This window comes from Streptomyces sp. NBC_01471, assembly GCF_041438865.1.
In the GTDB taxonomy this organism is placed as follows: domain Bacteria; phylum Actinomycetota; class Actinomycetes; order Streptomycetales; family Streptomycetaceae; genus Streptomyces.
In genome coordinates this window covers 5,276,410-5,300,452 of record NZ_CP109450.1, presented here as the reverse complement: position 1 = coordinate 5,300,452, position 24,043 = coordinate 5,276,410, and the positions used below count along the sequence as shown (strand labels likewise).

The 24,043-nt window shown below is 72.4% G+C and carries 22 protein-coding genes; 3 read left to right on the top strand and 19 right to left on the bottom strand.

The window, feature by feature from the left end; genetic code table 11:
- Window positions 1–44 precede the first annotated feature (44 nt).
- The 12 genes from OG285_RS23760 to iolC all read right to left on the bottom strand — a co-directional run bounded on the left by OG285_RS23760 (window position 45) and on the right by iolC (window position 12,812).
- Window positions 45–908, bottom strand: a complete 864-nt coding sequence (locus OG285_RS23760) for an aminoglycoside phosphotransferase family protein (protein WP_371792137.1) — start codon at window positions 906–908, stop codon at window positions 45–47.
- A 112-nt stretch (window positions 909–1,020) separates the two neighbouring features.
- The gene (locus OG285_RS23755; RefSeq protein ID WP_356833881.1) at window positions 1,021–1,617 is read right to left on the bottom strand and encodes a hypothetical protein; all 597 of its coding nucleotides are present in this window, start codon (window positions 1,615–1,617) and stop codon (window positions 1,021–1,023) included.
- Window positions 1,614–2,921 (bottom strand): hypothetical protein, encoded by a 1,308-nt coding sequence (locus tag OG285_RS23750; RefSeq protein ID WP_371792136.1) that lies wholly within the window; start codon window positions 2,919–2,921, stop codon window positions 1,614–1,616. Before OG285_RS23750 ends, OG285_RS23755 begins: the two co-directional genes overlap by 4 nt.
- Window positions 2,918–3,703: an ABC transporter ATP-binding protein gene (locus tag OG285_RS23745; RefSeq protein WP_371793595.1), complete on the bottom strand. Its 786-nt coding sequence runs from the start codon at window positions 3,701–3,703 to the stop codon at window positions 2,918–2,920. The genes OG285_RS23750 and OG285_RS23745 overlap by 4 nt, the downstream gene beginning before the upstream one ends.
- 31 nt (window positions 3,704–3,734) lie before the next feature.
- Window positions 3,735–4,535 (bottom strand): zf-HC2 domain-containing protein, encoded by an 801-nt coding sequence (locus OG285_RS23740; RefSeq protein WP_371792135.1) that lies wholly within the window; start codon window positions 4,533–4,535, stop codon window positions 3,735–3,737.
- Window positions 4,532–5,071, bottom strand: coding sequence for an RNA polymerase sigma factor (locus OG285_RS23735; RefSeq protein ID WP_356833875.1), 540 nt, complete (start codon window positions 5,069–5,071; stop codon window positions 4,532–4,534). Before OG285_RS23735 ends, OG285_RS23740 begins: the two co-directional genes overlap by 4 nt.
- Before the next feature lie 135 nt (window positions 5,072–5,206).
- Window positions 5,207–6,451, bottom strand: a complete 1,245-nt coding sequence (efeB, locus tag OG285_RS23730; protein ID WP_371792134.1) for an iron uptake transporter deferrochelatase/peroxidase subunit — start codon at window positions 6,449–6,451, stop codon at window positions 5,207–5,209.
- Window positions 6,452–6,610: 159 nt separating this feature from the next.
- On the bottom strand, window positions 6,611–8,110 hold the full coding sequence (locus tag OG285_RS23725; RefSeq protein ID WP_371792133.1) for a CoA-acylating methylmalonate-semialdehyde dehydrogenase: 1,500 nt from the start codon (window positions 8,108–8,110) through the stop codon (window positions 6,611–6,613).
- A gap of 19 nt (window positions 8,111–8,129) precedes the next feature.
- Window positions 8,130–10,061, bottom strand: a complete 1,932-nt coding sequence (gene iolD, locus OG285_RS23720) for a 3D-(3,5/4)-trihydroxycyclohexane-1,2-dione acylhydrolase (decyclizing) (RefSeq protein WP_371792132.1) — start codon at window positions 10,059–10,061, stop codon at window positions 8,130–8,132.
- Window positions 10,058–10,954: a 5-deoxy-glucuronate isomerase gene (iolB, locus tag OG285_RS23715; RefSeq protein ID WP_356833867.1), complete on the bottom strand. Its 897-nt coding sequence runs from the start codon at window positions 10,952–10,954 to the stop codon at window positions 10,058–10,060. The genes iolD and iolB overlap by 4 nt, the downstream gene beginning before the upstream one ends.
- The gene (locus OG285_RS23710) at window positions 10,951–11,862 is read right to left on the bottom strand and encodes a deoxyribose-phosphate aldolase (protein WP_356833865.1); all 912 of its coding nucleotides are present in this window, start codon (window positions 11,860–11,862) and stop codon (window positions 10,951–10,953) included. The genes iolB and OG285_RS23710 overlap by 4 nt, the downstream gene beginning before the upstream one ends.
- On the bottom strand, window positions 11,859–12,812 hold the full coding sequence (gene iolC / locus OG285_RS23705) for a 5-dehydro-2-deoxygluconokinase (RefSeq protein WP_371793594.1): 954 nt from the start codon (window positions 12,810–12,812) through the stop codon (window positions 11,859–11,861). The genes OG285_RS23710 and iolC overlap by 4 nt, the downstream gene beginning before the upstream one ends.
- A gap of 188 nt (window positions 12,813–13,000) precedes the next feature.
- Between iolC and OG285_RS23700 the strand changes: the two genes are divergently transcribed.
- The 3 genes from OG285_RS23700 (at window position 13,001) to OG285_RS23690 (ending at window position 14,811) form a co-directional block, all read left to right on the top strand.
- Complete coding sequence (locus OG285_RS23700; protein ID WP_371792131.1) at window positions 13,001–13,891, top strand: sugar phosphate isomerase/epimerase family protein; 891 nt, start codon at window positions 13,001–13,003, stop codon at window positions 13,889–13,891.
- Window positions 13,892–14,159: 268 nt separating this feature from the next.
- Window positions 14,160–14,351, top strand: coding sequence for a MerR family transcriptional regulator (locus OG285_RS23695; protein WP_356833859.1), 192 nt, complete (start codon window positions 14,160–14,162; stop codon window positions 14,349–14,351).
- Between the two features lie 85 nt (window positions 14,352–14,436).
- Entirely contained in the window at window positions 14,437–14,811 is a 375-nt protein-coding gene (locus OG285_RS23690; RefSeq protein ID WP_356833857.1) for a heavy-metal-associated domain-containing protein, read from the top strand.
- 58 nt (window positions 14,812–14,869) lie between these two features.
- On the opposite strand, the gene OG285_RS23685 is transcribed toward OG285_RS23690, so the two are convergent.
- The 7 genes from OG285_RS23685 to OG285_RS23655 form a co-directional block, all read right to left on the bottom strand.
- A complete protein-coding gene (locus tag OG285_RS23685) occupies window positions 14,870–16,054 on the bottom strand; it encodes a cytochrome P450 (protein ID WP_371792130.1) in 1,185 nt (394 codons plus the stop codon).
- An 88-nt stretch (window positions 16,055–16,142) separates the two neighbouring features.
- A complete protein-coding gene (locus OG285_RS23680) occupies window positions 16,143–16,892 on the bottom strand; it encodes a class I SAM-dependent methyltransferase (protein WP_371792129.1) in 750 nt (249 codons plus the stop codon).
- A gap of 7 nt (window positions 16,893–16,899) precedes the next feature.
- Window positions 16,900–18,114, bottom strand: coding sequence for a YcaO-like family protein (locus tag OG285_RS23675; RefSeq protein ID WP_371792128.1), 1,215 nt, complete (start codon window positions 18,112–18,114; stop codon window positions 16,900–16,902).
- The gene (locus tag OG285_RS23670) at window positions 18,111–19,088 is read right to left on the bottom strand and encodes an HEXXH motif-containing putative peptide modification protein (protein WP_371792127.1); all 978 of its coding nucleotides are present in this window, start codon (window positions 19,086–19,088) and stop codon (window positions 18,111–18,113) included. Before OG285_RS23670 ends, OG285_RS23675 begins: the two co-directional genes overlap by 4 nt.
- Before the next feature lie 121 nt (window positions 19,089–19,209).
- The gene (locus tag OG285_RS23665) at window positions 19,210–19,344 is read right to left on the bottom strand and encodes a hypothetical protein (protein ID WP_371792126.1); all 135 of its coding nucleotides are present in this window, start codon (window positions 19,342–19,344) and stop codon (window positions 19,210–19,212) included.
- A gap of 830 nt (window positions 19,345–20,174) precedes the next feature.
- Window positions 20,175–21,473: a citrate synthase gene (locus OG285_RS23660; RefSeq protein WP_356833846.1), complete on the bottom strand. Its 1,299-nt coding sequence runs from the start codon at window positions 21,471–21,473 to the stop codon at window positions 20,175–20,177.
- Between the two features lie 133 nt (window positions 21,474–21,606).
- Window positions 21,607–23,877 carry an ATP-dependent RecD-like DNA helicase gene (locus OG285_RS23655; protein ID WP_371792125.1) on the bottom strand — a complete coding sequence of 757 codons (2,271 nt, stop codon included), beginning with the start codon at window positions 23,875–23,877 and terminating at the stop codon, window positions 21,607–21,609.
- Window positions 23,878–24,043 lie beyond the last annotated feature (166 nt).

The following is a 24,043-nucleotide window of genomic DNA, read 5'->3' as shown; positions in this document are numbered from 1 at the left end:
AGCAGCGGAGCACGCGCCCGGGTGTCCCGGACAGAGGACGGGGGTCAGCCCCGCGGAGCCCGCGGATGTACGAGGAAGGCGGGCGCGCCCGTGGTGAGCGGCGCGGTCGCCCGGCACCAGCCGAGCACCCGGTCCGCCGACATCCCGGGCACCAGCGGGGCCAGTGCGGCGATCCGCCGCCGCAGCCCGGCCTCGTCCGTGACGCCGTCGACGGCCCAGTCGGCCGCGTCGAAGTCCGGGTCGCCGTTCGTCGGCCGGGGGTCGATGGCGACGAGCCGCCCCGCCGGCCCGACGAGCACGTTCCCCTGGTGCAGATCGCCGTGCACCAGGCCGTCGGCGGGGCCGGTCCCGGCGAGTTCGAGCGCGGCGGCGCGTCCGCGTGCCAGCACCTGCGGACCGTGGGTGCCCCGCCGGGCGGCCATGTCGTACATGAAGGCGATCCGGTCGCTGAGCGGCGGGAGCAGCGGGGTACGGGGACGCGGTGCCGCGCGCAGGTCCGCCAGGAGCCGGGCGATGTCCGCGGTCCCCCAGCCGTGCTCCCGCACGCGGGTGCCCGGCTCGACCCCGGCGAGCAGCAACGCCCCGGCGCCGAGGTCGCTTTCGAGCAGCCGGACGACGGACGGGGCGGCGGACCAGGCGTTCAGGGCCTCGGCCTCCTGGGAGGCGATGACCGGATCGGGCGTGAGCTTCAGCCACACGGAGGCGGCGGCCGTGTCCCCTTCCCCGTACCGCAGGCAGCGGTACACCCGGGAGGTGCCACCCCCGCCTGCCGCACCGACGTCGAGACCCCACCGGCGGGCGAGGACGTCCACGAGCGCGGGGAGGGCGTCGTACCAGGGTCCGGCGGAGGGCCCGAAGCGTGTGATCAGCCGGGCGCGGTTGCCGGGGTCCTGCTCAGTCGTCACCATCGCGCTCTTCCCGCCGTACGCCGTCCGCCGTCGTGTCGCGCCAACGTACCCGGAGATCAGGTTGGGTGTGCCGGGCGCGGATGGGCAGGCCGGGGTCGTCGAGGCCCCCCGCTCAGACGTTCTCCGACGACGTCCGGGGGCGTGGGCCCCGGCTCACGTAGGCGGCGATTCCGGCGACGGCGAGCACTGCCGCGACCAGTGAAGCGGGTCGGCTTCCGGACGCCTGTGTCTGCCAGGTCAGCGCCTCCCCCGCAGTGCCCGTGCCCGGGAACACCGCCGCGCCGAGCGTCCATCCGAGAGGCAGGAACCACGCCCGAGCGGTACCGGTCGTGGCCGCCCCCAGGGCGGTCACGCCCAGCAGGCCTGCCGTGTCGCGGACGACACATGCGAACGGCCCGAACCGCGTGCCGGTGAGCAGCGTGGCCAGCAGGAGCACGAGCATCCATCCCAGGGCCGCCGCCAGGTGGGACGTCCGCAGCCACCCCCACGGCCTCGCCGCCGTGCGGTCCAGGGTGTCGTCGGGGCCGCCGAGCGTGGCGGTGACGACGGCCACGAGGAGCAGCGCCGTCAGGGCGAGTACGGTGCTGCTCACCTCGCCCGGGTCGCTGAAGACCGTCGCCAGCAGCCACACGACGGCAGTGGCCGCGGCCGCCGCGCCCAGTGCGGCCGGAGCCCGGCGCGAGCGGACGTAGAGCGTCAGCCCTCTCACCGGGCACTCCGGGTCAGGAGGTGGGTGGTGTCCCGGCACTTCTGGGCGGCCCGGTACACGGTGGTCACCCGGGCGCCGGCCTCGGCCCGTGGCAGTGCCTCCAGCCCCTTCCAGAGCTTGACGGCCTCCGGGTCGTCGGATTCGAGGCCGTCGGGACCGGCGGTCGGCTCCCGGTCGAGCAGCCAGTAGGCCGCAGCGGTGGCGACCTGGAAGTTCCGGGTGTCTCCGCAGCCGAGAGGTCCGGTGAACACCGCGGTGAGCATGGCCGGTTCGAGCCGGCCCGGGTGGGCGAGGTGACCGTCCTTGCCGACCGTGATCGTCATCAGCGCGGTGTCGGCCCTGGACCTCGGTGCGGTGGGAGGGAAGAGCGTGCTGGTGTCCTCGTGTGCCGCGACGACCGGTGTCTTCGACAGGAGCTCCACCGCGTGCCGGGCCCTGGGGGCCACCTCGGGCAGCAGACCTTCGTGCGCCCGGCTGACGCAGACCCGCGGGGCGTCCGCGGTGCACACCGGTTCCTGGGAGACCGGGTCGAGCGTCCCCCGGGCGTAGGCATCGCCGGTCGGTACGACCAGCGCCGTGACTGTTGCCCCGATGGCCAGCGGTACCAGCGCGGCGAACGCGAACTGACGTTTCCGGACGGCGAAGAGCACGACGCAGGCCACCGCGACCGCGACCATCCAGACGGCCTGGGCGACGCTGACTCGGCCGCTCACGGTGTCGTAGTCGCTGAACCTGCTCAGCCCCATCGGGGAGAACGCCGCCATGACTCCGCCGTCCGGCAGGGCGTGGGGCGCGAAGACCAGCAGCGCGAAGCCGGTCACGGCCAGCGCGGGTGCGGTGGCGAGCGCCGGCACCAGGCGTCCGACGGCCAGCCCGAGCCAGACCGAGGCGATCATCGCGATCAGCCCGACGGCCACGACGGCAAACGCGGCCGGCGGAAGGTAGCGCGCCGTTCCGGCGATCCGGGGTGCCGCCGCGAGGAGCGTGACCAGGTACGCGGCGAGAACCGCCAGCCCGGTCGCGACCAGGATCGGCACGATTCGCTGCTGCCGGGGGCGGGGCGCGCTGGCGAACAGCTCGGCGACGTTCGCCCGGTGCTCGCGGTAGGACTGCCAGGCACCGGCGGCCATCGCAAGGGGCGAGAGAGCCGCGAGGTATTCGCGCTCCGTCATGACCAGCGCCATCCACCCGGCGGACCACCGCCCGGCGGTGGCGTTGAGCACGATCGCGCCGACGACGGCGATCAGCAGTGCGGCGCCGGGCGCGGCCGACCGCCGGAGCTCGATGCCGGTGACGCGGATCATGCGTTGCTCCGGTGCTGACGCAGAAGTGCGGAGTAACCGCGCTCCGCCGGGCTGTCGCCCGCGTCGTCCTGCCCGCCGCGGGCCATCAGGTCACCGGGGGTGCCCTGGAAGAGGAGTCGGCCTTCGTTCATGAGAAGGACGTCGGTGCAGGCGGCGACGACGTCCTCGACGAGGTGGGTGGAGACCAGCACACAGCTGTCGGTGCCGAGGCCACGCAGCAGGTCGCGGAATTCGAGACGCTGTTCGGGGTCCAGTCCGACGGTGGGCTCGTCGAGCAGCAGCAGCTCGGGGTCGTTCACGATGGCCTGCGCGATGCCGGCCCTGCGCAGCATGCCGCCGGACAGCGCCTTCATCCTGGTGTCGGCCTTGCGGGTCAGCCCCACCCGGTCGATCGCACGTTGCACGGCGTCGGGTACAGCGGTCCTGGGCATTTCCTTGAGCCAGGCCATGTACTCGACGAACTCGCGGACGGTGAACCGCGGGTAGAAGCCGAACTGCTGGGGCAGGTAACCCAGTCCGCGGCGTACCCCGCGCACGTCCGCGCGGCCGTCGACCTGCGTGCCGAGCAGCGTCAAGGAGCCGCCGGCGGGCTTGACGACGGTGGACAGCGCGCGCATCAGCGTGGTCTTGCCCGCACCGTTCGGGCCGAGCAGACCGTGCACACCGGTCGTCAGGGCCAGGTCGAGGCCGTCGACGGCCAGGTGCCGGCCGGCCCGGACCCTCAGTTCCTTCGCGTGGATGGGCCAGGGATGCAGGGTGGGGGCCGTCTCGGCAGCACTCATCGGTCGCACGGGGTGTCTCCTGTTCACGGGGTCAGTTGCCGCTGGTCAGGCGGCGGAAGCGAGTGGCGGCGAACGGCGTGGCCGCCGCGAGCGCCACGGTCGTCGCCGCCCAGCCGGCGTCGCTGCCCGGTTGCAGCAGCGGGGGCAGGGACTGGGCCGCCACGCTCGGCAGCAGGACGGCCGCGGACCAGGCCGCGCCGAGTCCGATCGCCGCGCGCCGCACCCCGGTGAAGGCGCCGACCGCGAGGGTGGCCGCGGTGAACGCCAGGCACGGCAGCAGGGTGAGGGCCAGTGAGGTTCCGGTGCTCGCACCCGCCCCCAGCAGCGCCGGAAGCACGATGACGAGCACCGCGAGCGTGCGCCGCAGCACCATGGCCAGACCGGCTGCGGGCGTGGTGGCGATCAGTTCCCAGACCGGATCGGTCCGCCGGCTCCAGGCCACCGCGACGCCGGGCAGCGGAGCCACCGGGGCCAGCAGCAGCACGAGCGACGGCATGCTCGGCTCGGCGGAGTCGAGGAGCGCGCCGCAGCCCAGCACCGCGACGGTCACCGCGAGCCAGGGCAGCAGCGTCCAGGCGAGCCGGCGTCGGTGCACAGCCACTGCTCGTGTGCGGTGCCGGGCAGGAGGCGGGCTCGTCCGCACCGCCCGGTCGAGCGAGACGGCGACGCGGTCGAGCAGATCCGTCGTGGCGGGGGTGACGTTCCGGGCGAGTTGCTCACGGCATGGTGCGCACGCGTCGAGATGGACCTCGACCGACCAGAGCGCGGCGTCGTCGAGCCCGCGCCCGCCGTCCGCGTAGCGGGCCAGGATCATGGTGGTGGGATGAGTCATGAGAGCGCCTCCCGCAGCGCGATCCGGGCCCGCCGCGCGCGGGTCTTCACCGTGCCCTCCGGCATGCTGAGCAGCACTGCCGTCTGCCGGACCGACAGGTCGTCGAGCACCATCGCCTGCATCACCTGCCGCAACTCCGGTGGCAGCCGCAGCAAAGCCTGTTCGAGGTCCTGGTCGACGCGGGTGGCCAGCACCTCGTCCTCGGCGGCCGGCGTGGTCGTCTCGGCCAGGGCGATGCTCGGCACCCGCTCCTGCCGGGCGCGCCGGCGGAACGCGTCGACGAGACGGTTCGCGGCGATCGTCCAGAGCCAGCCGACCGCACTGCCCGCGGTCACGGAGCCCGCGTAGCTGCCGGCCGCCCGCCAGACCGCCAGGTAGGTGTCCTGGAGCACGTCGGCGACGACGTCGTCGTCACCGCAGCGGCGGCGGAGCCGCACCGCCAGCCAGGGCGAGGTACGCCGGTACAACTCGTCGAACGCCGCCCGGTCACCGCCGGCGACGCGACGCACGAGCTCTGCCTCGTCGAGGTCTGCCATGCCTTTCACACTGAGGGAGACGACGCGACCTTCGATTCAGGTTCTCTGACGGTTCCGCGCTTACCGGGAGCGACGATGCCGTTCGTTTCCGTACGAACGCCGTACGGGGTCCCCGCCGCGTCCGGAAATGATCAGTCAGGCGAGGAGCGCCCTGCCCAGCCAGTCCGTACGGTCCCGAACACCGGGCAGGGCGAAGAAGTACCCCCCGCCGAACGGCTTGACGTAGTCCACCAGCGGCTCACCGGCCAGCCGCTTCTGCACGGTCTCGAACTGCCGGGCCAGGTCCTGCTGGTAGCAGCAGAAGAGCAGCCCCATGTCGAGGTTGCCGTTGGAGTCCATGCCCCGGTCGTAGTTGTACGCGCGGCGCAGCAGCCGCTGCCCCCCGGTCTTCGGCGTCCGCGGATTGGCCATCCGGATATGGCTGTCCAGCGGGATCACATCGCCCTTCGGGTCCTGGGCGTACCGCGGGGAGTCGGACTCGTGGTTCCCGTCGAGCGGGGCGCCGGTGTCGCGGGCCCGGCCGAACATCCGCTCCTGCTCGGTCAGCGAGACCCGGTCCCAGAACTCCACCAGCATCCGGATCAGCCGCACCACCTGGTAGCTGCCCCCGGACGTCCAGCCGGGCTCGGCTCCGGCGCCCGCCCAGACCAGCCGGTCCATCGCGGCGGCGTCGTCGGCGTCGGGGTTGGCCGTGCCGTCCTTGAACCCCAGGAGGTTGCGCGGAGTTCCGCTGGGGCGGGCCGGGCTGCTGAAGCCGTCCATCCGCCAGCGCACCTGCATCGCGCCCCGGGTGTGCCGGGCGATGTCCCGCAGCGCGTGCAGCACCACATCGGGGCTCTCGGCGCTGAGCTGCACACTGAGATCGCCGTGGCACTCGGCCTGGTCGAGGTCGTCGTCGGGGAAGGACGGCATGGTGGTGAGCCGCAGCGGCTTGCGGCTGTGGAGCCCGAAGCGGCCGTCGAAGAGGGCGGCCCCGACACCGGCCGTGACGGTCAGCCCGCCGGCGGGGACCTGTGGTCCGAGGACACCGGAGTCGCTGGGCGGGGCGGTGATGCCGAGCGGGGGCGGGGTGCCTCCGGTGGTCAGGAACCGGGCCCGTTCGGTGAGGGTGCGCAGCAGTTCGGTGAGTTCCCTGCGGCCGTCGGCGGTGACGTCGAAGGCCGCGAACACGGTGGCGCGCTGGGGCGCCCCGAGGATTCCTGCCTGGTGCGCGCCGTGGAACTCCGTGCGGGACGCGGCCGGTTCCGCGGTGCTGCCGGCGGGAGCCGCGGGCCGGTCCGCGGCCACCAGGGCGGCCCCCGCTGCCACGGACCCCATGCCCAGCGCCGCACTCCGCAGGAACCCGCGCCTGCGCACCTCGTTCGGGCCGTTACCGCTCATACCGCTCCTCCCGCCGTTCCGGTGCCGTTCATGCTAGGCACCCGGTCCGCCCCCGAACTGCCGTACGGGTGCTGGCGGGGGCGGGAGTTCCCCCGGGAGTTCACCGCCGCGCCGCGCGGACGTCGGCGGTGAACCGGAGGGGACTCACGAGGACCGGACTCAGTGGTTGCGCGGGAAGCCCAGGTCGACGCCGGCCGGGGCGTCCGCCGGGTCGGGCCAGCGGGTGGTGACGACCTTGCCGCGGGTGTAGAAGTGCACCCCGTCGTTGCCGTAGATGTGGTGGTCGCCGAAGAGCGAGTCCTTCCAGCCACCGAAGGAGTGGTAGCCGACCGGGACCGGGATCGGTACGTTGACGCCGACCATGCCGGCCTCGACCTCCAGCTGGAAGCGGCGGGCCGCGCCGCCGTCCCGGGTGAAGATCGCGGTGCCGTTTCCGAACGGCGAGGCGTTCATCAGCGCCACGCCCTCCTCGTACGTGTCGACGCGCAGCACGCACAGGACCGGGCCGAAGATCTCGTCCTTGTACGCGTCCGATTCGGTGGAGACCCGGTCGAGCAGCGAGAGGCCGATCCAGTGGCCGTCCTCGTGGCCCTCAACCGTGAACCCGGTCCCGTCCAGGACGACTTCGGCGCCCTGGGCGGCCGCTCCCGTGACGTACGAGGCGACCTTGTCGCGGTGTGCCCTGGTGATCAGCGGCCCCATCTCGGATGACGGGTCGTTGCCGGGGCCGATCGTGATCTTCTCGGCGCGCTCGCGGATCTTCGCGACCAGCTCGTCGGCCACGGAGGCGACGGCGACGACGGCGGAGATCGCCATGCAGCGCTCACCCGCGGAGCCGTACGCGGCGGAGACAGCGGCGTCGGCCGCGGCGTCCAGGTCGGCGTCGGGCAGCACCAGCATGTGGTTCTTGGCCCCGCCGAGCGCCTGGACGCGCTTGCCGTGCGCGGTGGCGGTGGCGTGGATGTGGCGGGCGATCGGGGTGGAGCCGACGAACGAGACGGCGGCCACGTCCGGGTGGCTGAGCAGGCCCTCCACGGCGGCCTTGTCACCGTGCAGGACGTTCAGCACACCGTCCGGCAGGCCGGCCTCGGTGGCCAGCTCGGCGAGCAGGTTCGCGGCCGACGGGTCCTTCTCGCTGGGCTTCAGGACGAAGGTGTTGCCGCAGGCGATGGCCAGCGGGAACATCCACATCGGCACCATGGCCGGGAAGTTGAAGGGCGTGATGCCCGCGACGACACCGATCGACTGACGGATCGACGACACGTCGACCCGGCTGGAGACCTGGGTGGACAGCTCGCCCTTGAGCTGGGTGGTGATCCCGCAGGCCAGCTCCACGATCTCCAGACCGCGGGCCACCTCACCGAGCGCGTCGGAGTGCACCTTGCCGTGCTCGGCGGTGATCAGCGCGGCGATCTCGTCGCGGTGGGCGTCGAGGAGCGCCCGGTAGCGGAAGAGGACCGTGGTGCGCGCGGAGAGCGAGGAGGTTCCCCACGTCGCGTACGCGGCCTTCGCCGAGGCGACCGCGGTGTCCACGTCGGCGGCGGAGGCCAGCGCGACCTGCGTGGTGACGGCGCCGGTCGCCGGGTCCGTGACCGGGCCCCAGTTGCCCGACGTGCCGTCGACGGCCCTGCCACCGATCCAGTGGGTGACGGTCTTCATGGTGAACGCTCCTAAAGCCTTAGAGATGACGGCGTCGGGCTGCGACCTGCCGGTCGTACTCCTCCCGGGCCCCGACCGCCGAGGGGCGGGTGGCGGTCTCGGCCACAGGAACATCCCACCATGCCTGCGGCCGGGGCGGCCCCGACACTGTGTCTGCCGTTTCGGTCTCCACGTAGACACATGTAGGCCGGTCCGACGCACGCGCCGCGGCCAGGGCTTCGCGCAGGTCACGGAGGGTCTTGGCGCGCAGGACGGTCAGCCCGAGGCTGGCCGCGTTGGCCGCCAGATCGACCGGCAGCGGGTCGCCGGTGTACGTGCCGTCCGGGGCCCGGAAGCGGTACGCCGTGCCGAAGCGTTCGGCGCCCACCGACTCCGAGAGGCCGCCGATCGAGGCGTACCCGTGGTTCTGCAGGACGACGACATTGACCGGGAGCCGCTCCTGCACCGCGGTGACGATCTCGGTGGGATTCATCAGATACGTGCCGTCGCCGACCAGCGCCCAGACGGGCCGGCCGGGAGCGGCCAGCTGGACGCCGATCGCGGCCGGGATCTCGTATCCCATGCAGGAGTAGCCGTACTCGACGTGGTACTGGTCGGCGGAGCGGGTCCGCCACAGCTGGTGCAGGTCGCCGGGGAGGGAGCCCGCCGCGTTGATGACGATGTCGTCGCCGGTCACGAGCGCGTCGAGCGCCCCGAGCACCTGCGCCTGGGTGGGCGCGGCGTCCTCGCTGCCCGTGTAGGCGGCGGTGACCCGCACCTCCCACTCCGCCTTCGCCGCCCGGTAGGCGCCTTCGTACGCCTCGGAGACCCGGTGGCCGGTGAGTGCGCCGGTCAGCCGCTCCAGCGTGGCACGGGCGTCCGCGACGAGCGGGAGCGCGGACAGCTTGTACGCGTCGGATCCGGCGATGTTGATGTTGACGAACCGGACACCGGGGTGCTGGAAGAGCGTTCCCGAAGCGGTGGTGAAGTCGGTGTAGCGGGTGCCGACGCCGATCACCAGGTCGGCGGCGCGGGCCAGCCCGTCGGCCGTGGCGGTGCCGGTGTGGCCGATGCCCCCGACGTCCGCCGGGTGGTCGTACGGCAGCACGCCCTTGCCCGCCTGGGTGGAGGCCACCGGGATGCCGGTGGTGTCGGCGAAGGCCCGCAGCGCGTCCTGGGCGCCGCTGTGGCGGACGCCGCCGCCCGCGACGATCAGCGGGCGGTGCGCGGCGCGGACCGCGGCGACCGCGTCGGCGAACTCCGTCGCGTCCGGGCGCCGTACGGGTACCCGCCAGACCCGCTCGGCGAAGAACTCCTCCGGCCAGTCGTACGCCTGCGCCTGCACGTCCTGCGGCAGGGCGAGCGTCACCGCGCCGGTCAGCTCCGGATCGGCCAGGACCCGCATCGCGGCCAGCGCGGCCGGGATGAGCGCCTCGGGGCGGGTGATCCGGTCGAAGTACTTCGAGACCGGGCGCAGGCAGTCGTTGACCGAGACATCGCCCGCGTAAGGGACTTCGAGCTGCTGGAGGACCGGGTCGGCCGGACGGGCCGCGAAGACGTCGCCGGGGAGCAGCAGCACCGGCAGGTGGTTCACGCTCGCGAGGGCGGCGCCGGTGACCAGGTTGGTGGCGCCGGGGCCGATGGAGGTGGTGACGGCGTGCGCGGAGAGCCTGCCGGACTGCCGGGCGTATCCGACGGCCGCGTGCACCATCGCCTGCTCGTTGCGGCCCTGGTGGTACGGCATCGCGTCCTGGCCCGACTCGATGAGCGCCTGGCCGATCCCGGCGACGTTGCCGTGGCCGAAGATGCCCCAGGTGGCGGCGATCAGCCGCTGCCTGCGGCCGTCGCGCTCGGTGTACTGGCGCGCCAGGAAGGCCACCAGCGCCTGGGCGGTGGTCAGATGACGGGTGCGCGCGGGAGGCCCGTCGAGCCGCTCGCCGACGTGGTCGCTGCCGGCCCGGCGGTCGGTCATGAGCCTTCCTCCTGTGCTCCGTTGCCGTACAGCGGGAGCCTCGGGTCGACGGGCTGCGTGTCCCAGGTCTGCCGGATCCAGCCGTGGTCGGGGTGGTCGCTGATCAGCCACTCGCGCTCGGCGCCGGGACCCGCCATCACATTCAGGTAGTACATGTGGTGTCCCGGGGTGGCCATCGAGGGCCCGTGCCAGCCGTCCGGGATCAGTACCGTGTCCCCGCTGCGGACTTCGGCCAGCAGGTCGGTGCCGCCGGGCCTGGACGGGGAGACCCGGTGGTAGCCGGGGCCGCCGTCCGCGATCTCGAAGTAGTAGATCTCCTCCAGGACCGATTCCTCACCGGGCCGGTACTCGTCGTGCTTGTGCGGCGGGAAGGACGACCAGTTGCCGCCGGGAGTGAGCACCTCGACGGCGATGAGCCGGTCGCACGCGAAGGTGTCGGCGGCGGCGAAGTTGTTGACCTGGCGCGAGCAGCTGCCGCTGCCGCGCAGTTCGACGGGGACCTCCGGCGCGGGGCCGTAGCGGGCGGGGAGACGTCGCCCGCACTTCGCTCCTGCCAGGGCGAAGCGGCCTCCCGCGCCGGAGGAGATCTGCGCACGGGCGTCGCGCGGCAGGTAGGCGAAGTCGGTGACTCCGGCGAACACCCCTGCCCTGCCGTGCAGTTCGATACTCTCCCCGTCGACCAGGACCGTACAGCCCCCGGTGAGCGGCAGCACGATCCATTCGCTGTCCTCCGTGGAAAGACGGTGTGAACCTCCGGGGCCGAGTTCCAGGATCCGCAGCGCCGAACGGTCCCAGCCGGCCCGCTCGGGGCCGATGTCCAGGGCGTACGGGGCGCGGGCCGCGCTGCCCGCCCGTACCAGCGGGGACGTGTCGTGCGGACGGCTGTCGTTCATACGTCCCTCCCGGACGGCTGGAGCAGGCCCGCCGCGATGTCCACGGCGCCCGCCACGTCCCCGTCCGCCGGGTAGAGCAGCGAGCGCCCGGCCACCAGGCCCTGCACCGTGGGCAGTCGGAGCGCCGTGCGCCATCTCTCGTAGGTCGCGTCCTGGTCGCCGCCCGGTTCGCCGCCGAGCAGCACGGCGGGCAGGGTGGTGGTCTCCATCACCCGCGCCATGTCGTCCGGGTCGGCGGTGACGGGCACTTTGAGCCAGGTGTACGCGGAGGTGCCGGCCAGCCCGGACGCGATGGCGAGGGAGCGGGTGACCGCGTCGGCGGTGAGGTCGTTGCGGAGCCGCCCGTCCACCCGGTGGCAGATGAACGGCTCGACGAAGACCGGGAGCGCGCGGGCGGCCATCTCGTCGATGGCGCGGGCGGCGGAGTGCAGGGTGGCCGGCGAGCCGGGGTCCTCGTAGTCGATGCGGAGCAGCAGCTTGCCCGCGTCGAAGCCGAGCCGGGCCAGGTCCTCGGCGCGGTGGCCGGTGAAGCGGTCGTCCAGCTCGAAGGAGGCCCCGGCGAGGCCGCCGCGGTTCATCGAGCCCATCACGACCCGGCCCTCCAGGGCGCCCAGGAGCAGCAGGTCCTCCAGGATGTCGGCGGTGGCGAGCACACCGTCGACGCCCGGCCGGGAGAGGGCGAGGCAGAGCCGCTCCAGCAGGTCGTGCCGGTTGGCCATGGCGAGGTCCCGCCCGCCGACGGCGAGCGAGCCGCGGGCCGGGTGGTCGGCGGCCACGATCATCAGCCGGCCGCCGTCCCGGAGCAGCGGTCTGCGGGCGCGCCGGGCCGCCGCCTCGGCGATGGCTTCCGGGTGGCGGGTCCTGGTGGTGACGAGATCGCCGACGGAGAGCGCCCCGCCGCCGGTCACGGCCGCACTTCCTGGAGGGCCGCGTCGACCTCGGACGCGTACGGCATCGCGGACGAGCAGGCCAGCCGGGAGGCGACGATGGCGCCCGCCGCGTTGGCGTACCGCATGGTGCGCTCCAGCTCCCAGCCCGCGAGCAGGCCGTGGCAGAGCGCCCCGCCGAACGCGTCGCCCGCGCCGAGGCCGTTGACGACCTCCACCGGTACGGGTGGCACCTCGGCGGTGCTGCCGTCGCGGTGGACGGCGAGGACGCCGCCGGGGCCCTGTTTGACGACGGCCAGCTCCGGCCCCCGGGCGAGCAGCGCTTCGGCCGCCGCGCGGGGTTCGCGCTCACCGGTGGCGATCTCGACCTCGTCGAGGTTGCCGACGGCCACGGTGGCGTGGCGCAGCGCGCGGGCGTAGTGCGGCTTCGGGTCGTCGGTCCAGAACATCGGGCGCCAGTCCAGGTCGAAGACGGTGACGCGGGGTCCGGGAGGGGCGGGCTGGGGAGGGGCGGGGGCGGCGCTCCGGGCCGCCAGCGCGGTCAGGGTCGCCGTGCGGCTGGGTTCCGCGCAGAGGCCCGTCCCCGTCATCCAGAAGACCCGCGCGGCCCGGATCGCCCCGAGGTCCAGCTCCTCCCCGTACATCTCCAGATCGGGTGCCTTCGGCTGCCGGTAGAAGTACAGCGGGAAGTCGTCCGGCGGGAACATCTCGCAGAAGGTCACCGGGGTGGGCAGACCGGGGACCGGGGTCACCCAGCGGTCGTCGACGCCGAAGGCCCGCAGCTGCTGGTGCAGATACTCACCGAACGGGTCGGCGCCCGTCCGGGTGACGACCGCCGTCCGCAGCCCGAGCCGCGCCGCCGCGACCGCGACGTTCGTCGCCGAGCCGCCGAGGAACTTGCCGAAGGTGTCGACCTGCGCCAGCGGCACACCGGCCTGAAGCGGGTAGAGATCCACCCCGATCCGGCCCATCGTGATCAGGTCGTACACCGTGCACGTCCTCTCCATCGGCGGGCGGCCCCCCGGCCCCACGGCCGGGTGACGGGGGCCGGGTAACGGGCCCTCAGGTCTAACTCCCCCCTCGGACCCCTGTCAACGCATTGTCCGGACATTCGGACGAACGCTTGACAGCTTTCCCGGCCGGGCGGAAGCCTTGGTGCATGACGCAGATCCGGATCGGCTCCGCACCCGACTCCTGGGGAGTGTGGTTCCCCGAGGACCCGCTTCAAGTCCCCTGGACCCGCTTCCTCGACGAGGTCGCCGCGTCGGGCTACGAGTGGATCGAGCTCGGCCCGTACGGCTATCTGCCCACGGACCCGGTCCGCCTCGCCGACGAGACCGCCGCGCGCGGGCTGCGGGTGTCGGCCGGGACGGTCTTCACCGGGCTGCACCACGGGCCCGGCGTCTGGGACGCGACCTGGGCGCAGGTGGCCGGTGTCGCCGCGCTCGCGCAGGCGGCCGGGGCCGGGCATCTCGTCGTCATCCCGTCGTTCTGGCGCGACGACAAGACGGGCGAGGTCAAGGAGTCCGACACCCTCGACGCGGGCCAGTGGCGGCAGCTCACCGAGCTGACCGAGCGTCTGGGCCACGAGGTGCGCGAGCGGTTCGGGCTGCGGATCGTGGTGCATCCGCACGCGGACACCCACATCGACACCGAGGAGAACGTCACCCGCTTCCTGGACGCGACCGACCCGGATCTGGTCTCGCTCTGCCTGGACACCGGGCACTACGCGTACTGCGGCGGGGACAGCGTGCGGCTCATCGAGACGTACGGGGAGCGGATCGGCTATCTGCATCTGAAGCAGGTGGATCCGGTGGTGCTGGCCCAGGTGCGGGCGGAGCGGCTGCCGTTCGGGCCCGCCGTGGCGCGCGGGGTGATGTGCGAGCCGCCGGACGGCGTCCCGGCGCTGGAGCCGGTGCTCGACGCGGCGCGCAAGCTGGGGACCGATCTGTTCGCGATCGTCGAGCAGGACATGTATCCGTGCCCGCCCGACAGGCCGCTGCCGATCGCCCGCCGCACCCGCGCGTTCCTCCGCTCCTGCGGGGCCTGAGGCAGCATCGATCACCGCGGGCGCGAACCTCTATGCCCCCATCCACCCGATGTGACTCATGTGCCGCTTGAGTCACAGGAGTTACCTTCACGTCACGCATGTCCGCGTTACGCGGTCTTTCGGTCACAGGAGATCAACAGTCCCTCCCCTGTCCTCTTCGGACGCCGTTGTCCGGGGAGAGGGTGAATTGATCACCAATGCGCAGCCCCGCGACTCCCCCGACGGCCCACCAGGCCGGCGTCGCGCGGCAGGCAGGGAGGTGCTGGTCATGACCGACCGAAAGCTCTGGTCCTACAAGGAGATCGCCGCACACATCCGGGTGCAGCCGGACACCGTCCGCTCGTACCGGAAACACGGGCTGCTGCCGCCCCCCGATCAGGTGGAGAACGGAAAGCCCTACTGGTACGCGGAGACCATCCGGCTCTGGGTCTCCCGCAGGCCGAGCAACAGATCCCGCTAGGCCCTGTCCGCCGGGTCCCAGTGGCTTCCAGGAGCCCCGGGCGCACCATGGGGAGGTACGGAACATCCGCACAGAGGAGAGCAGCATGAGCGCCGAGACAGAGACATCCCGGCCCGGGGCTTCCCGGCCCGGCACCGCCTACCTCGGGATCCCCCAGTCCGGCCCGCCCGCCGAGGCCGCCGCCCCCGCGTCCGGCTGCTGCGGCGGCGGGTGCTGCGGCGGCGGGGCCGCCGACGTGGAGGCGGGCGCGGTCACCGCTGTCTACGAGGTGACCGGGATGGCCTCTGAGCACTGCGAGGGTGCCGTCTCGCTCGAACTCGCCGAGCTTTCCGGCGTCACGGGTGTCACGGCCGTCGCCGCCACCGGGCAGGTCACCGTGGTCTCCCGGGCCCCGCTGGACGAGGAGACCGTGCGCTCGGTGCTGGACGAGGCGGGATACGGACTCGTGGACCGGGCCTGACCCCGTACCCGTAACGCGCTCACCAGGAGGCCCGCACCGGCCGCGACCGGCGCGGGCCTCACCACGTCACCGGCAGTGTCTGCGGGGCCCTGCTCGTCCTGCCGGTCCTCCACCGGACCGGCCCGGCCGCGCGGAGCCCCGGATACAGCCGGGTCAGGGCCCGCAGCGCCTCCTGGAGCTGGACCCGGGCGAGTTGAGCACCGACGCAGAAGTGGGCCCCGTGCCCGAAGGCGAGGTGCGACGGCGTGTCCCGGGTGAGGTCGAGGAGGTCGGGCTCGGGGTACACGCGCTCGTCGTGGTTGGCGGAGGTGGTGAGCGCGATGACCGCGTCGCCCTCCGCAACCGTCACCCCGCCCAGCGGTACGGCCTCGGTCGCCACCCGCATATTGGCTCCCACACTGGCCTGCGCGTACCGCAGCAGCTCCTCGACCGCACCCGGGATACGGCCGGGCTCGCGGCACAGCAGCCGGTAGCGCTCGGGCTGTTCGAGCAGCAGATGGACCAGCCCGGCCAGCCGGTTGGCCGTGGTGCTGTAGCCCCCCATGAGCAGGACGACGCAGAACGAGATGAGTTCGCCCTCGCTGAGCCGGTCGTCGTCGTCGCGTGCCGCGATGAGCGCGCTGAGCATGTCGTCGGCGGGGTGGGCGCGTTTGACGGCGATCAGGCCGGCCAGATAGGTGCTCATCTCGTCGACGGCCGTGCTCACTTCGGCGTTCTTCGCGGTGACGCTGCGCAGCACGTTGTCCCAGGCGTCGAGCCGGTCGGCGTCCACACGCGGGGTGCCCAGCAGGTCGCAGATGACGGCCAGGGGCAGCGGCCGGGTGAAGTGGGGGACGAGGTCGACGGGGCCCGGCGTGGGTTTTACGCCGGTCAGCAGGTCGTGCGCGAGGGCGGCGATACCGTCCCGCATGGCCTCGGCGCTGCGTACGGTCAGCGCGGGGGCGATGAGCCGGCGCAGCCGGGAGTGGTCGGGCGGGTCGGTGGTGAGGATGGAGTCGGGAAGCGCCGTCGCCCGCCGGCCGCCGCCACCCTGTTCCCCGGTGGCCCGGGTGCGGCTGAAGCGGGGGTCCGCCAGGACTCTGCGGACATCCGCGTGCCGGGTCACCAGCCAGGCCGTGCCGCCGCCGGGCAGCCGGACGCGGACCACCGGCTCGTGGCGGCGCAGTTCGGCCAGTTCGGGCAGGGGGGCGAGACCGTCCGTGTGCGGGAAGGGGAATGGCCGGAGGCGGTCGGGCTGGCTCATGGTGGCCTTCCGTCAGGGCGGGTCGGGGACAGCGGCGGGGCGGGGGGCGTACGGGGCGGGCGGGGCTGGTCGGCGCGGTACGGGGCGGTCAGGGGCATGCGTAGACGGACACGTGGTACGCGCTGTCGCGGGTGAACGGTTCGCCCGCCCAGCCACCCCGGCGCTCCCGCAGCCGCAGTCCGGCCTGCTGTGCCATCAGGTCCAGCTCGCCGCAGCCCGCGTACCGGAACTCCACGCGCATGTGCCGGGTGCGGCCGTTCTCGTGGATGACGTAGTGCGAGCGGTAGCGCTGGACGGACGGGTCGATGCGCCGGTGGCACACGACCAGGTGGTTCTCTCCGTCGGAGACGACCTCGGAGCCGGCCGCCCGGGCGAGCGCCTCCGGTACATGGGCGTCGAGGACGAAGAGCCCGCCGGGGGCGAGGCGGCGCGCCACCTCGGTGAAACAGCGCGTTTGGCTCTCCTGGTCGGGCAGTTCGAAGAAGGTGCCCGCCGCCAGGTAGACCAGGCTGAACGTCGTCCCGGAGACGGGCACGTCGGAGAAGTCCCCGAGGGTGACGGGGACTTCCCCGCCGCCCGGCTTGGCGCGGAGCCTGCGGATCATGGCCGCGGAGCCGTCGATGCCGTGCACGTCGATGCCACGGGCCCGCAGCGGCAGGGCGATCCGCCCGGTGCCGATGCCGAGTTCGAGTACCGGCCCCTCCCCGGCGAGGTCCGCGAGGGCGTCCACCGTGGCTCCGCTGATCCGGGGCTTCCCGAAGAACCGGTCGTAGTCGTCCGCGAACTCGACGGCGTAGCCGGGCCGGGTGCCGGTCTCGGTCTCGGTCTCGGTTGCCATGGGGCTCCTATCCGAAGGGGTGGGGGCGGCTGCGGCCGGGACCGGGAACGTGCCCGGAGGGCAGCGGCAGAGCACCGGGGGCGATGACGCGCACGACCCGGACGCCGGCATTGCGGACGAACTTCGTGCTGGTCTCGACGAGGACCACGTCCTGGCCGGTGTGCCCGGCGAGGACGGCCAGCGGATCGGCCGGCCGGTTGGACCGGGGCGGCCCGGCGCGCCCGGCCGGGGCGGTCCGGTCCGTACGGTCCACCGGGTCCGCCCGATCTGGCTGGCCTGTGCGGTCCACCGGGTCCGCCCGGTCTCGTGCCTGTGTCCGGGCCACGTCCCACAGGCTCAGGCTGTCCTGCCGGTAGTACGCCCAGAGCGCGTGCTGCACCGCCGTGGTGGGAGGGGTCTCGCCCCGCCACTCCTCCCAGGCACCGCGGGCTGTCACGGTGTGCATGCTCCACCGCACCATCAGGGCCTCGTACGCCGCCTTCTCGACCAGGGCCGCGACATCGCCGGGCGGCCCGCACCGGGCCCCGAACGTCTGGCCCGTGCCGTCCGGCCGGTGCAGGGCGACCACGACGCACTCGGCCCCGGGCGGGGCCGGCAGGGCGAAGGCGGTGGCGGTCAGCCCGCGGTCCTCGATGAGCGCACCCAGCGGCCCGGCAGGACCGGCGTCCAGCATTCGGGGCGCACGGTCGGTCAGCCCGTACCAGCTGCGCCGCACCAGGTCCCGTTCGAGCACCTCCCAGGCCGCGTGGCGCGCGGCGGACGCCGCGTCGGGGTGCGCGGCGATGCCGGTCGAACCGGTCGACGACAGGGTGTCGCATCCGGGCGGGGGCCGGTGCTGGAGGAAGACGGCGCCCGCCGCCACATAGGTCTCCGCGCCCGCGACGGTCCGGCCGCGGACCCACAGCCGCCGGCTGTCGGGCAGGCCGGGGGGCGCCAGTGCCGCCAGCCCCCGGCGGCGCAGTTCTCCGTGAGTGGCCACGGTCTCGGCGGCCGCCTCGGCCGCCCGTCCGGCCATGACGTTCCCGACCCGTTCGAGGAGTTCCCCGCGGGCGCTCCGCGCGACCTGCTCCCGCTCGTGCCCGGCAGCGCTGCCGACGATGACACGGGCGCCACCGGCCGCGCTGGTCCCCTCGAACGCGGCCGACCGGGCGGCCACCCTGCCCAGCAGGACGTCCGGGTGGTCGGGACAGGGTGTGAAGACCTGGGGCGTCCAGGGGCTCACTCCCGCTCCCCCAGGATTCCCGCGCACTGTTCGAGCACCCGCCGGCCGCGCGGGGCGAGGCTGTCCGCGTGGGCGCTCAGGGTGCGTACGGCCTGGGCCCCGTCGCCCGTGAGTTTCGTGTGCCGGGCATCGGCAGCCGCGCCGGAACCGGCCAGCCGCCGGTAGAGCAGCACACTGCGAGCCAGGACGACGGTCTGCTGGAAGAGTCCGCTCAAGGGGCGCGGGTCGGCCCGCAGGGGTGTGGCGACGAGCAGTTCCCGGGCCGATCCGCCGCCGGGCGCGCCGCTTCGGTCGGGCGCTGGGCTTCCGCCGGGCACGCCGCTTCGGTCGGGCAGCAGGAACGGCTCCACCGATGCCGCGGCGTTGCACCGGGTGTGCGCGCCCTCGTGGATCAGGGCCTCGGCACAGCGCACCGGCCCCGGCAGGCCACCGGGACCGGCCAGCAGCCGGGTCCGGTTGACGAGGACCGCCCCGTGGACGGTGAAGTCGGTGAACCCGTCGATCGCGTTACCGTCCAGCAGGGCGATCTCGGCGACCGTCTCCCGGGTCTCAGCGGCGCTCTCCGGCCAGACCTGCGACAGCAGCCGGAACGCCTCGTCCAGGACCTGCCGTTCGGCCGCGCTCCAGGCGGTGACCTCCGCGTGGACGGGCCGCCCGTCCGCATCCGTACGCGCCGGGACCGAGCGCAGCGCGCGGGCCACACTGCGGCTGAGGTGCCCCCGCGGCGTGGCGGGCGCGCACATCGGGTCCGGCTCCCGGTCGAGCCGGGCCTCCAGCGTGCGGCGCCGGTCCGGGTCGAGGGCGCCCGATCGCAGGGCGCGCTGCACGGTGTGGACCACTTCGACGACCGCGGGCCGGTAGAGGGCCGCGTCCGGGGGCGCCGGCAGGCCGGCCCGGTCGAGTACCGCGCTCATGCGCCGGGTGAGTTCCGTCCGGTCCTGGACGGCCCCCCGGGCATCCGGCTCCACCTGCATGCCCGTTCTCCTCACTGCTCGGAAACGCCCGGAAACGCCCGGGACCCTTCGGGACTGCTCGGACGCAAAGGTGCGGCGGGCGCCAAGGCCCGCCGCACCGCGCGCGGTTGCGCGCCGACTGCTAGTCCGGGATGTCGACCATCAGGGCGAACTCGGGAAGTTCCTCCGCGTCGACCTCTTCGACTTGCTCGATTTCCTCGTGCATGGCGCGCTCCCTTCGGTTCACCGGCCCCCACCGCTCTCGGAAGGCGTTCACCCGGCAACCACATCGTTGGGGAAGGGCTCAGCACTGCCAATGGCGAGAAAACGGAAAAGTACGGGTACCGGCCTAGGTCGCGGCGTCCGGATTACGGCTTGTGACCAAGAACGGCGCCCCGGCCCCCGGCGCATCCGGCGTCATCACCGCAGATGGGACCAGCGCATGCCAAGTCGTTCAGTACCGCCACGTTCTTGGCAACCACGCCCTTCCCGCCCGGCGGGCCGCGGACCGTCCTGGACAGGTTGTCCGGAAACCGGGAAACGCCTCGGGCCAGGGGTGCCGGACGGGGTGGGACACGGACGCGCGAACCGGGCCCGGCCCGCGCCCGTACGTGGAGATCTTCTGGTGACCGGGCCGCCCGGCATCGTGCAGTCGGGTATTGCCATGGCCAACTCTTCGCTGTTCGTAGTGACAAACGGCTCGAAATTGCGTACCTTCACAGGACGTTCACAACGAGACTTAGATCACAGGATGTGGGGGGTAACCATTCCGGCGCCCCGAGTGTCTAAGTGAACGATGCCAAGGATGTCTTGGGGGACGTCCGGCGGAACATCTTGGGGGATGTTCCGGGCAAGCGTTGGCCGGGGCACGTGCCACGGGGAGCTTGAGCGGCCCACCCGTCGAGTACGTACCCCGGCAGATCGCATGCCGTGGCAGCAGCAGTACGCGGAGCCGGCCTCCGCGCCCAACAGACGCCCGGACCGGATCCCGTGGGGGGAATCCGCCCGGGGAAACGGGAAGCGCCCCGTATCGTCGACCCGTGGGGGGATCGGCGGCGGGGCGCTTTTCGATGCTGTGCGGTACGACCGCGGTGCGGAACGACCGGGTCAGCGGCCTTCGACCGGTGTGAAGTCACGGAGGACCTCACCGGTGTAGATCTGGCGCGGACGGCCGATGCGGCTGCCGGGCTCCTTGATCATCTCGTGCCACTGGGCGATCCAGCCGGGCAGTCGGCCGATCGCGAACAGCACGGTGAACATCTCGGTCGGGAAGCCCATGGCGCGGTAGATCAGACCCGTGTAGAAGTCCACGTTCGGGTAGAGCTTCCGCTCGACGAAGTACTCGTCGGCCAGCGCGTGCTCCTCCAGCTTCAGCGCGATGTCGAGCAGCTCGTCATCCTTGCCGAGGGCCGAGAGGACGTCGTGCGCCGCCGCCTTGATGATCTTCGCCCGGGGGTCGAAGTTCTTGTAGACGCGGTGCCCGAAGCCCATGAGCTTCACGCCGTCTTCCTTGTTCTTCACCTTGCGGATGAAGGTGTCGACGTCGCCGCCGGACTGCTTGATGCCTTCGAGCATCTCCAGCACCGACTGGTTGGCGCCGCCGTGCAGCGGGCCCCACAGCGCGCTGATGCCGGCGGAGATCGAGGCGAACATGTTCGCCTGCGAGGAGCCGACCAGACGCACGGTGGAGGTCGAACAGTTCTGCTCGTGGTCCGCGTGCAGGATGAACAGCTTGTCCAGTGCGGAGACGACGACCGGGTCCGGCACGTACTCCTGCGAGGGGACCGAGAAGGTCATCCGCAGGAAGTTCTCCACGTACCCGAGGTCGTTGCGCGGGTAGACGAACGGGTGGCCGATCGACTTCTTGTACGCGTACGCCGCGATGGTCGGAAGCTTGGCGAGCAGGCGGATCGTCGAAAGGTGCCGCTGCTGCTCGTCGAAGGGGTTGTGGCTGTCCTGGTAGAACGTGGACAGCGCGCTCACCACCGAGGACAGCATCGCCATCGGGTGCGCGTCACGCGGGAAGCCGTCGAAGAAGCGCTTGACGTCCTCGTGCAGCAGCGTGTGCTGGGTGATCTCGTTCTTGAAGGTCGACAGCTCGTCGACCTGGGGGAGCTCGCCGTTGATCAGCAGGTAGGCCGTCTCGAGGAAGGTCGACTGCTCGGCCAGCTGCTCGATCGGATACCCGCGATAGCGCAGGATGCCCTGCTCGCCGTCGAGGTAAGTGATCGCGGATTTATAGGCGGCGGTGTTGCCGTATCCGCTGTCCAGTGTGACCAGCCCGGTCTGGGCTCGGAGCTTCCCGATGTCGAAGCCCTGGTCGCCGACGGTGCTGTCGATCACCGGGTAGGTGTGCTCGTCATCGCCGTACCGCAGTACTACAGCCTTGTTAGCGTTCTCGCTCACGTCATCCCTCACCGACGTAGTGCCTCTTCTTCGAGGTGCCCTGACTGTCTCTACCATCCCCCACTTGGCTCAGCAGAGTGCACTCGGGGTCGCCCGTTGGGCTATTTGGCGGCACTGAGTGCCGCCAACCTGCTTATCCTGCCCTCTTCACCCCGGTCCCGGAACCCCGGGGTGACGATTCCCATGGTCTTCCGTCCGCACCGCCTCCCGCCAGTCTGTGGCCCAGCGCGGTAAACCGCCTGCCCGCGGAGACCGTGCGCACCGCCTGGCCGATCGCCTTCCGGGAGCCGACCAGGACGACGAGCTTCTTCGCCCGGGTGACGGCCGTGTAGAGCAGGTTGCGCTGGAGCATCATCCAGGCACCCGTGGTGACCGGGATGACCACGGCGGGGTACTCACTGCCCTGCGAGCGGTGGATGGTCACCGCGTACGCGTGCGCCAGCTCGTCCAGCTCGTCGAACTCGTACTCCACCTCCTCGTCCTCGTCGGTGAGCACCGTCAGCTTCTGGTCCTCCGGGTTGAGCGAAGTGACCACGCCCACCGTGCCGTTGAAGACCCCATTGGCACCTTTGTCATAGTTGTTGCGGATCTGGGTGACTTTGTCGCCGACCCGGAAGACCCGGCCGCCGAACCGCTTCTCGGGCAGCCCCGGTCTGGCCGGGGTGATCGCCTGCTGGAGCAGGCCGTTGAGCGTGCCCGCGCCGGCCGGGCCGCGGTGCATGGGGGCCAGGACCTGGATGTCACGGCGCGGGTTCAGCCCGAACTTCTGCGGGATACGGCGGGCCGCCACATCGACCGTGAGCCGCCCCGCCTCCTCGGTCTCGTCCTCCACGAAGAGGAAGAAGTCCGGCAGGCCCTGGGTGACCGGGTGCACCCCGGAGTTGATCCGGTGGGCGTTGGTGACCACCCCGGACTGCTGGGCCTGGCGGAAGATCCGGGTCAGCCGGACGTTCGGCGCCGGGCTGGTCGCCGACAGCAGATCGCGCAGCACCTCGCCCGCGCCGACGGACGGCAGCTGGTCCACATCACCGACGAGCAGCAGATGCGCGCCCGGGGCGACGGCCTTGACCAGCTTGTTGGCGAGGAGCAGATCGAGCATCGACGCCTCGTCCACGACGACCAGGTCCGCGTCGAGCGGGCGGTCCCTGTCGTACGCGGCGTCGCCGCCCGGCTTCAGCTCCAGGAGGCGGTGCACGGTGGACGCCTCGGCCCCCGTCAGCTCGGCGAGCCGCTTGGCGGCGCGGCCGGTGGGCGCCGCGAGCAGCACCTTGGCCTGCTTGGCGCGGGCCAGCTCGACCACGGAGCGGACCGTGAAGGACTTGCCGCAGCCGGGGCCGCCGGTCAGCACCGCGACCTTCTCGGTGAGCGCGAGGCGGACCGCCGCCTGCTGCTCGGGCGCCAGCTCGGCGCCGGTGCGCCCGGCCAGCCAGAGCAGCGCCTTGTCCCAGTCGACGTCACGGAAGGCGGGCATCCGGTCCTGCTCGGTGCGCAGGAGTCTGACCACCTGGGACGCGAGCGAGATCTCGGCCCGGTGGAAGGGCACCAGATAGACCGCGGTGACCTGCTCCTCGCCGCCTTCGGGTCCGGGCACCCGCTCCCGCACGACCCCCTCCTCCGCGGCCAGCTCGGCCAGGCAGTCGATGACCAGCCCGGTGTCGACCTGGAGCAGCTTCACCGCGTCGGAGATCAGCTGCTCCTCCGGGAGGAAGCAGTGCCCCTGGTCGGTGGACTGGGAGAGCGCGTACTGGAGTCCGGCCTTGACCCGCTCCGGCGAGTCGTGCGGGATGCCGACCGCCTGGGCGATGCGGTCGGCGGTCAGGAAGCCGATGCCCCAGACGTCTGCGGCCAGCCGGTACGGCTCGTTCCGCACGACGGAGATCGAGGCGTCGCCGTACTTCTTGTAGATCCGGACGGCGATGGAGGTGGAGACCCCGACCCCCTGGAGGAAGATCATCACTTCCTTGATCGCCTTCTGCTCCTCCCAGGCGGCGGCGATCATCTTCGTCCGCTTGGGGCCGAGCCCCGGCACCTCGATGAGGCGCTTGGGCTCCTGCTCGATGATGTCGAGGGTGTCCAGGCCGAAGTGCGTGGTGATCCGGTCGGCCATCACCGGGCCGATGCCCTTGATCAGCCCGGAACCGAGATAGCGCCGGATGCCCTGGATGGTGGCGGGCAGGACCGTCGTGTAGTTCTCCACGGTGAACTGCTTGCCGTACTGGGAGTGGGAACCCCAGTGGCCCTCCATGCGCAGCGACTCGCCGGGCTGGGCGCCGAGCAGCGAGCCGACGACGGTCAGCAGGTCGGAACCGCGGCCGGTGTCGACGCGGGCGACCGTGTAGCCGTTCTCCTCGTTGGCGTAGGTGATCCGCTCCAGGACCCCTTCCAGCACTGCCATGTTGGACATGGTCCGACGTTACCGCCGGGGTCGGACAGCCCGGTGCGCGGAGGCGGGTGCGACCGTCCGGCCACCCGGGCCGCGCGGTCACGATCGCGTTACGGAGTGCCGGGCTCCCCTTGACCGCTCCCCGTGTAATCGATTCCAATCTCCCGTGTAATCGATTCCATGCGGC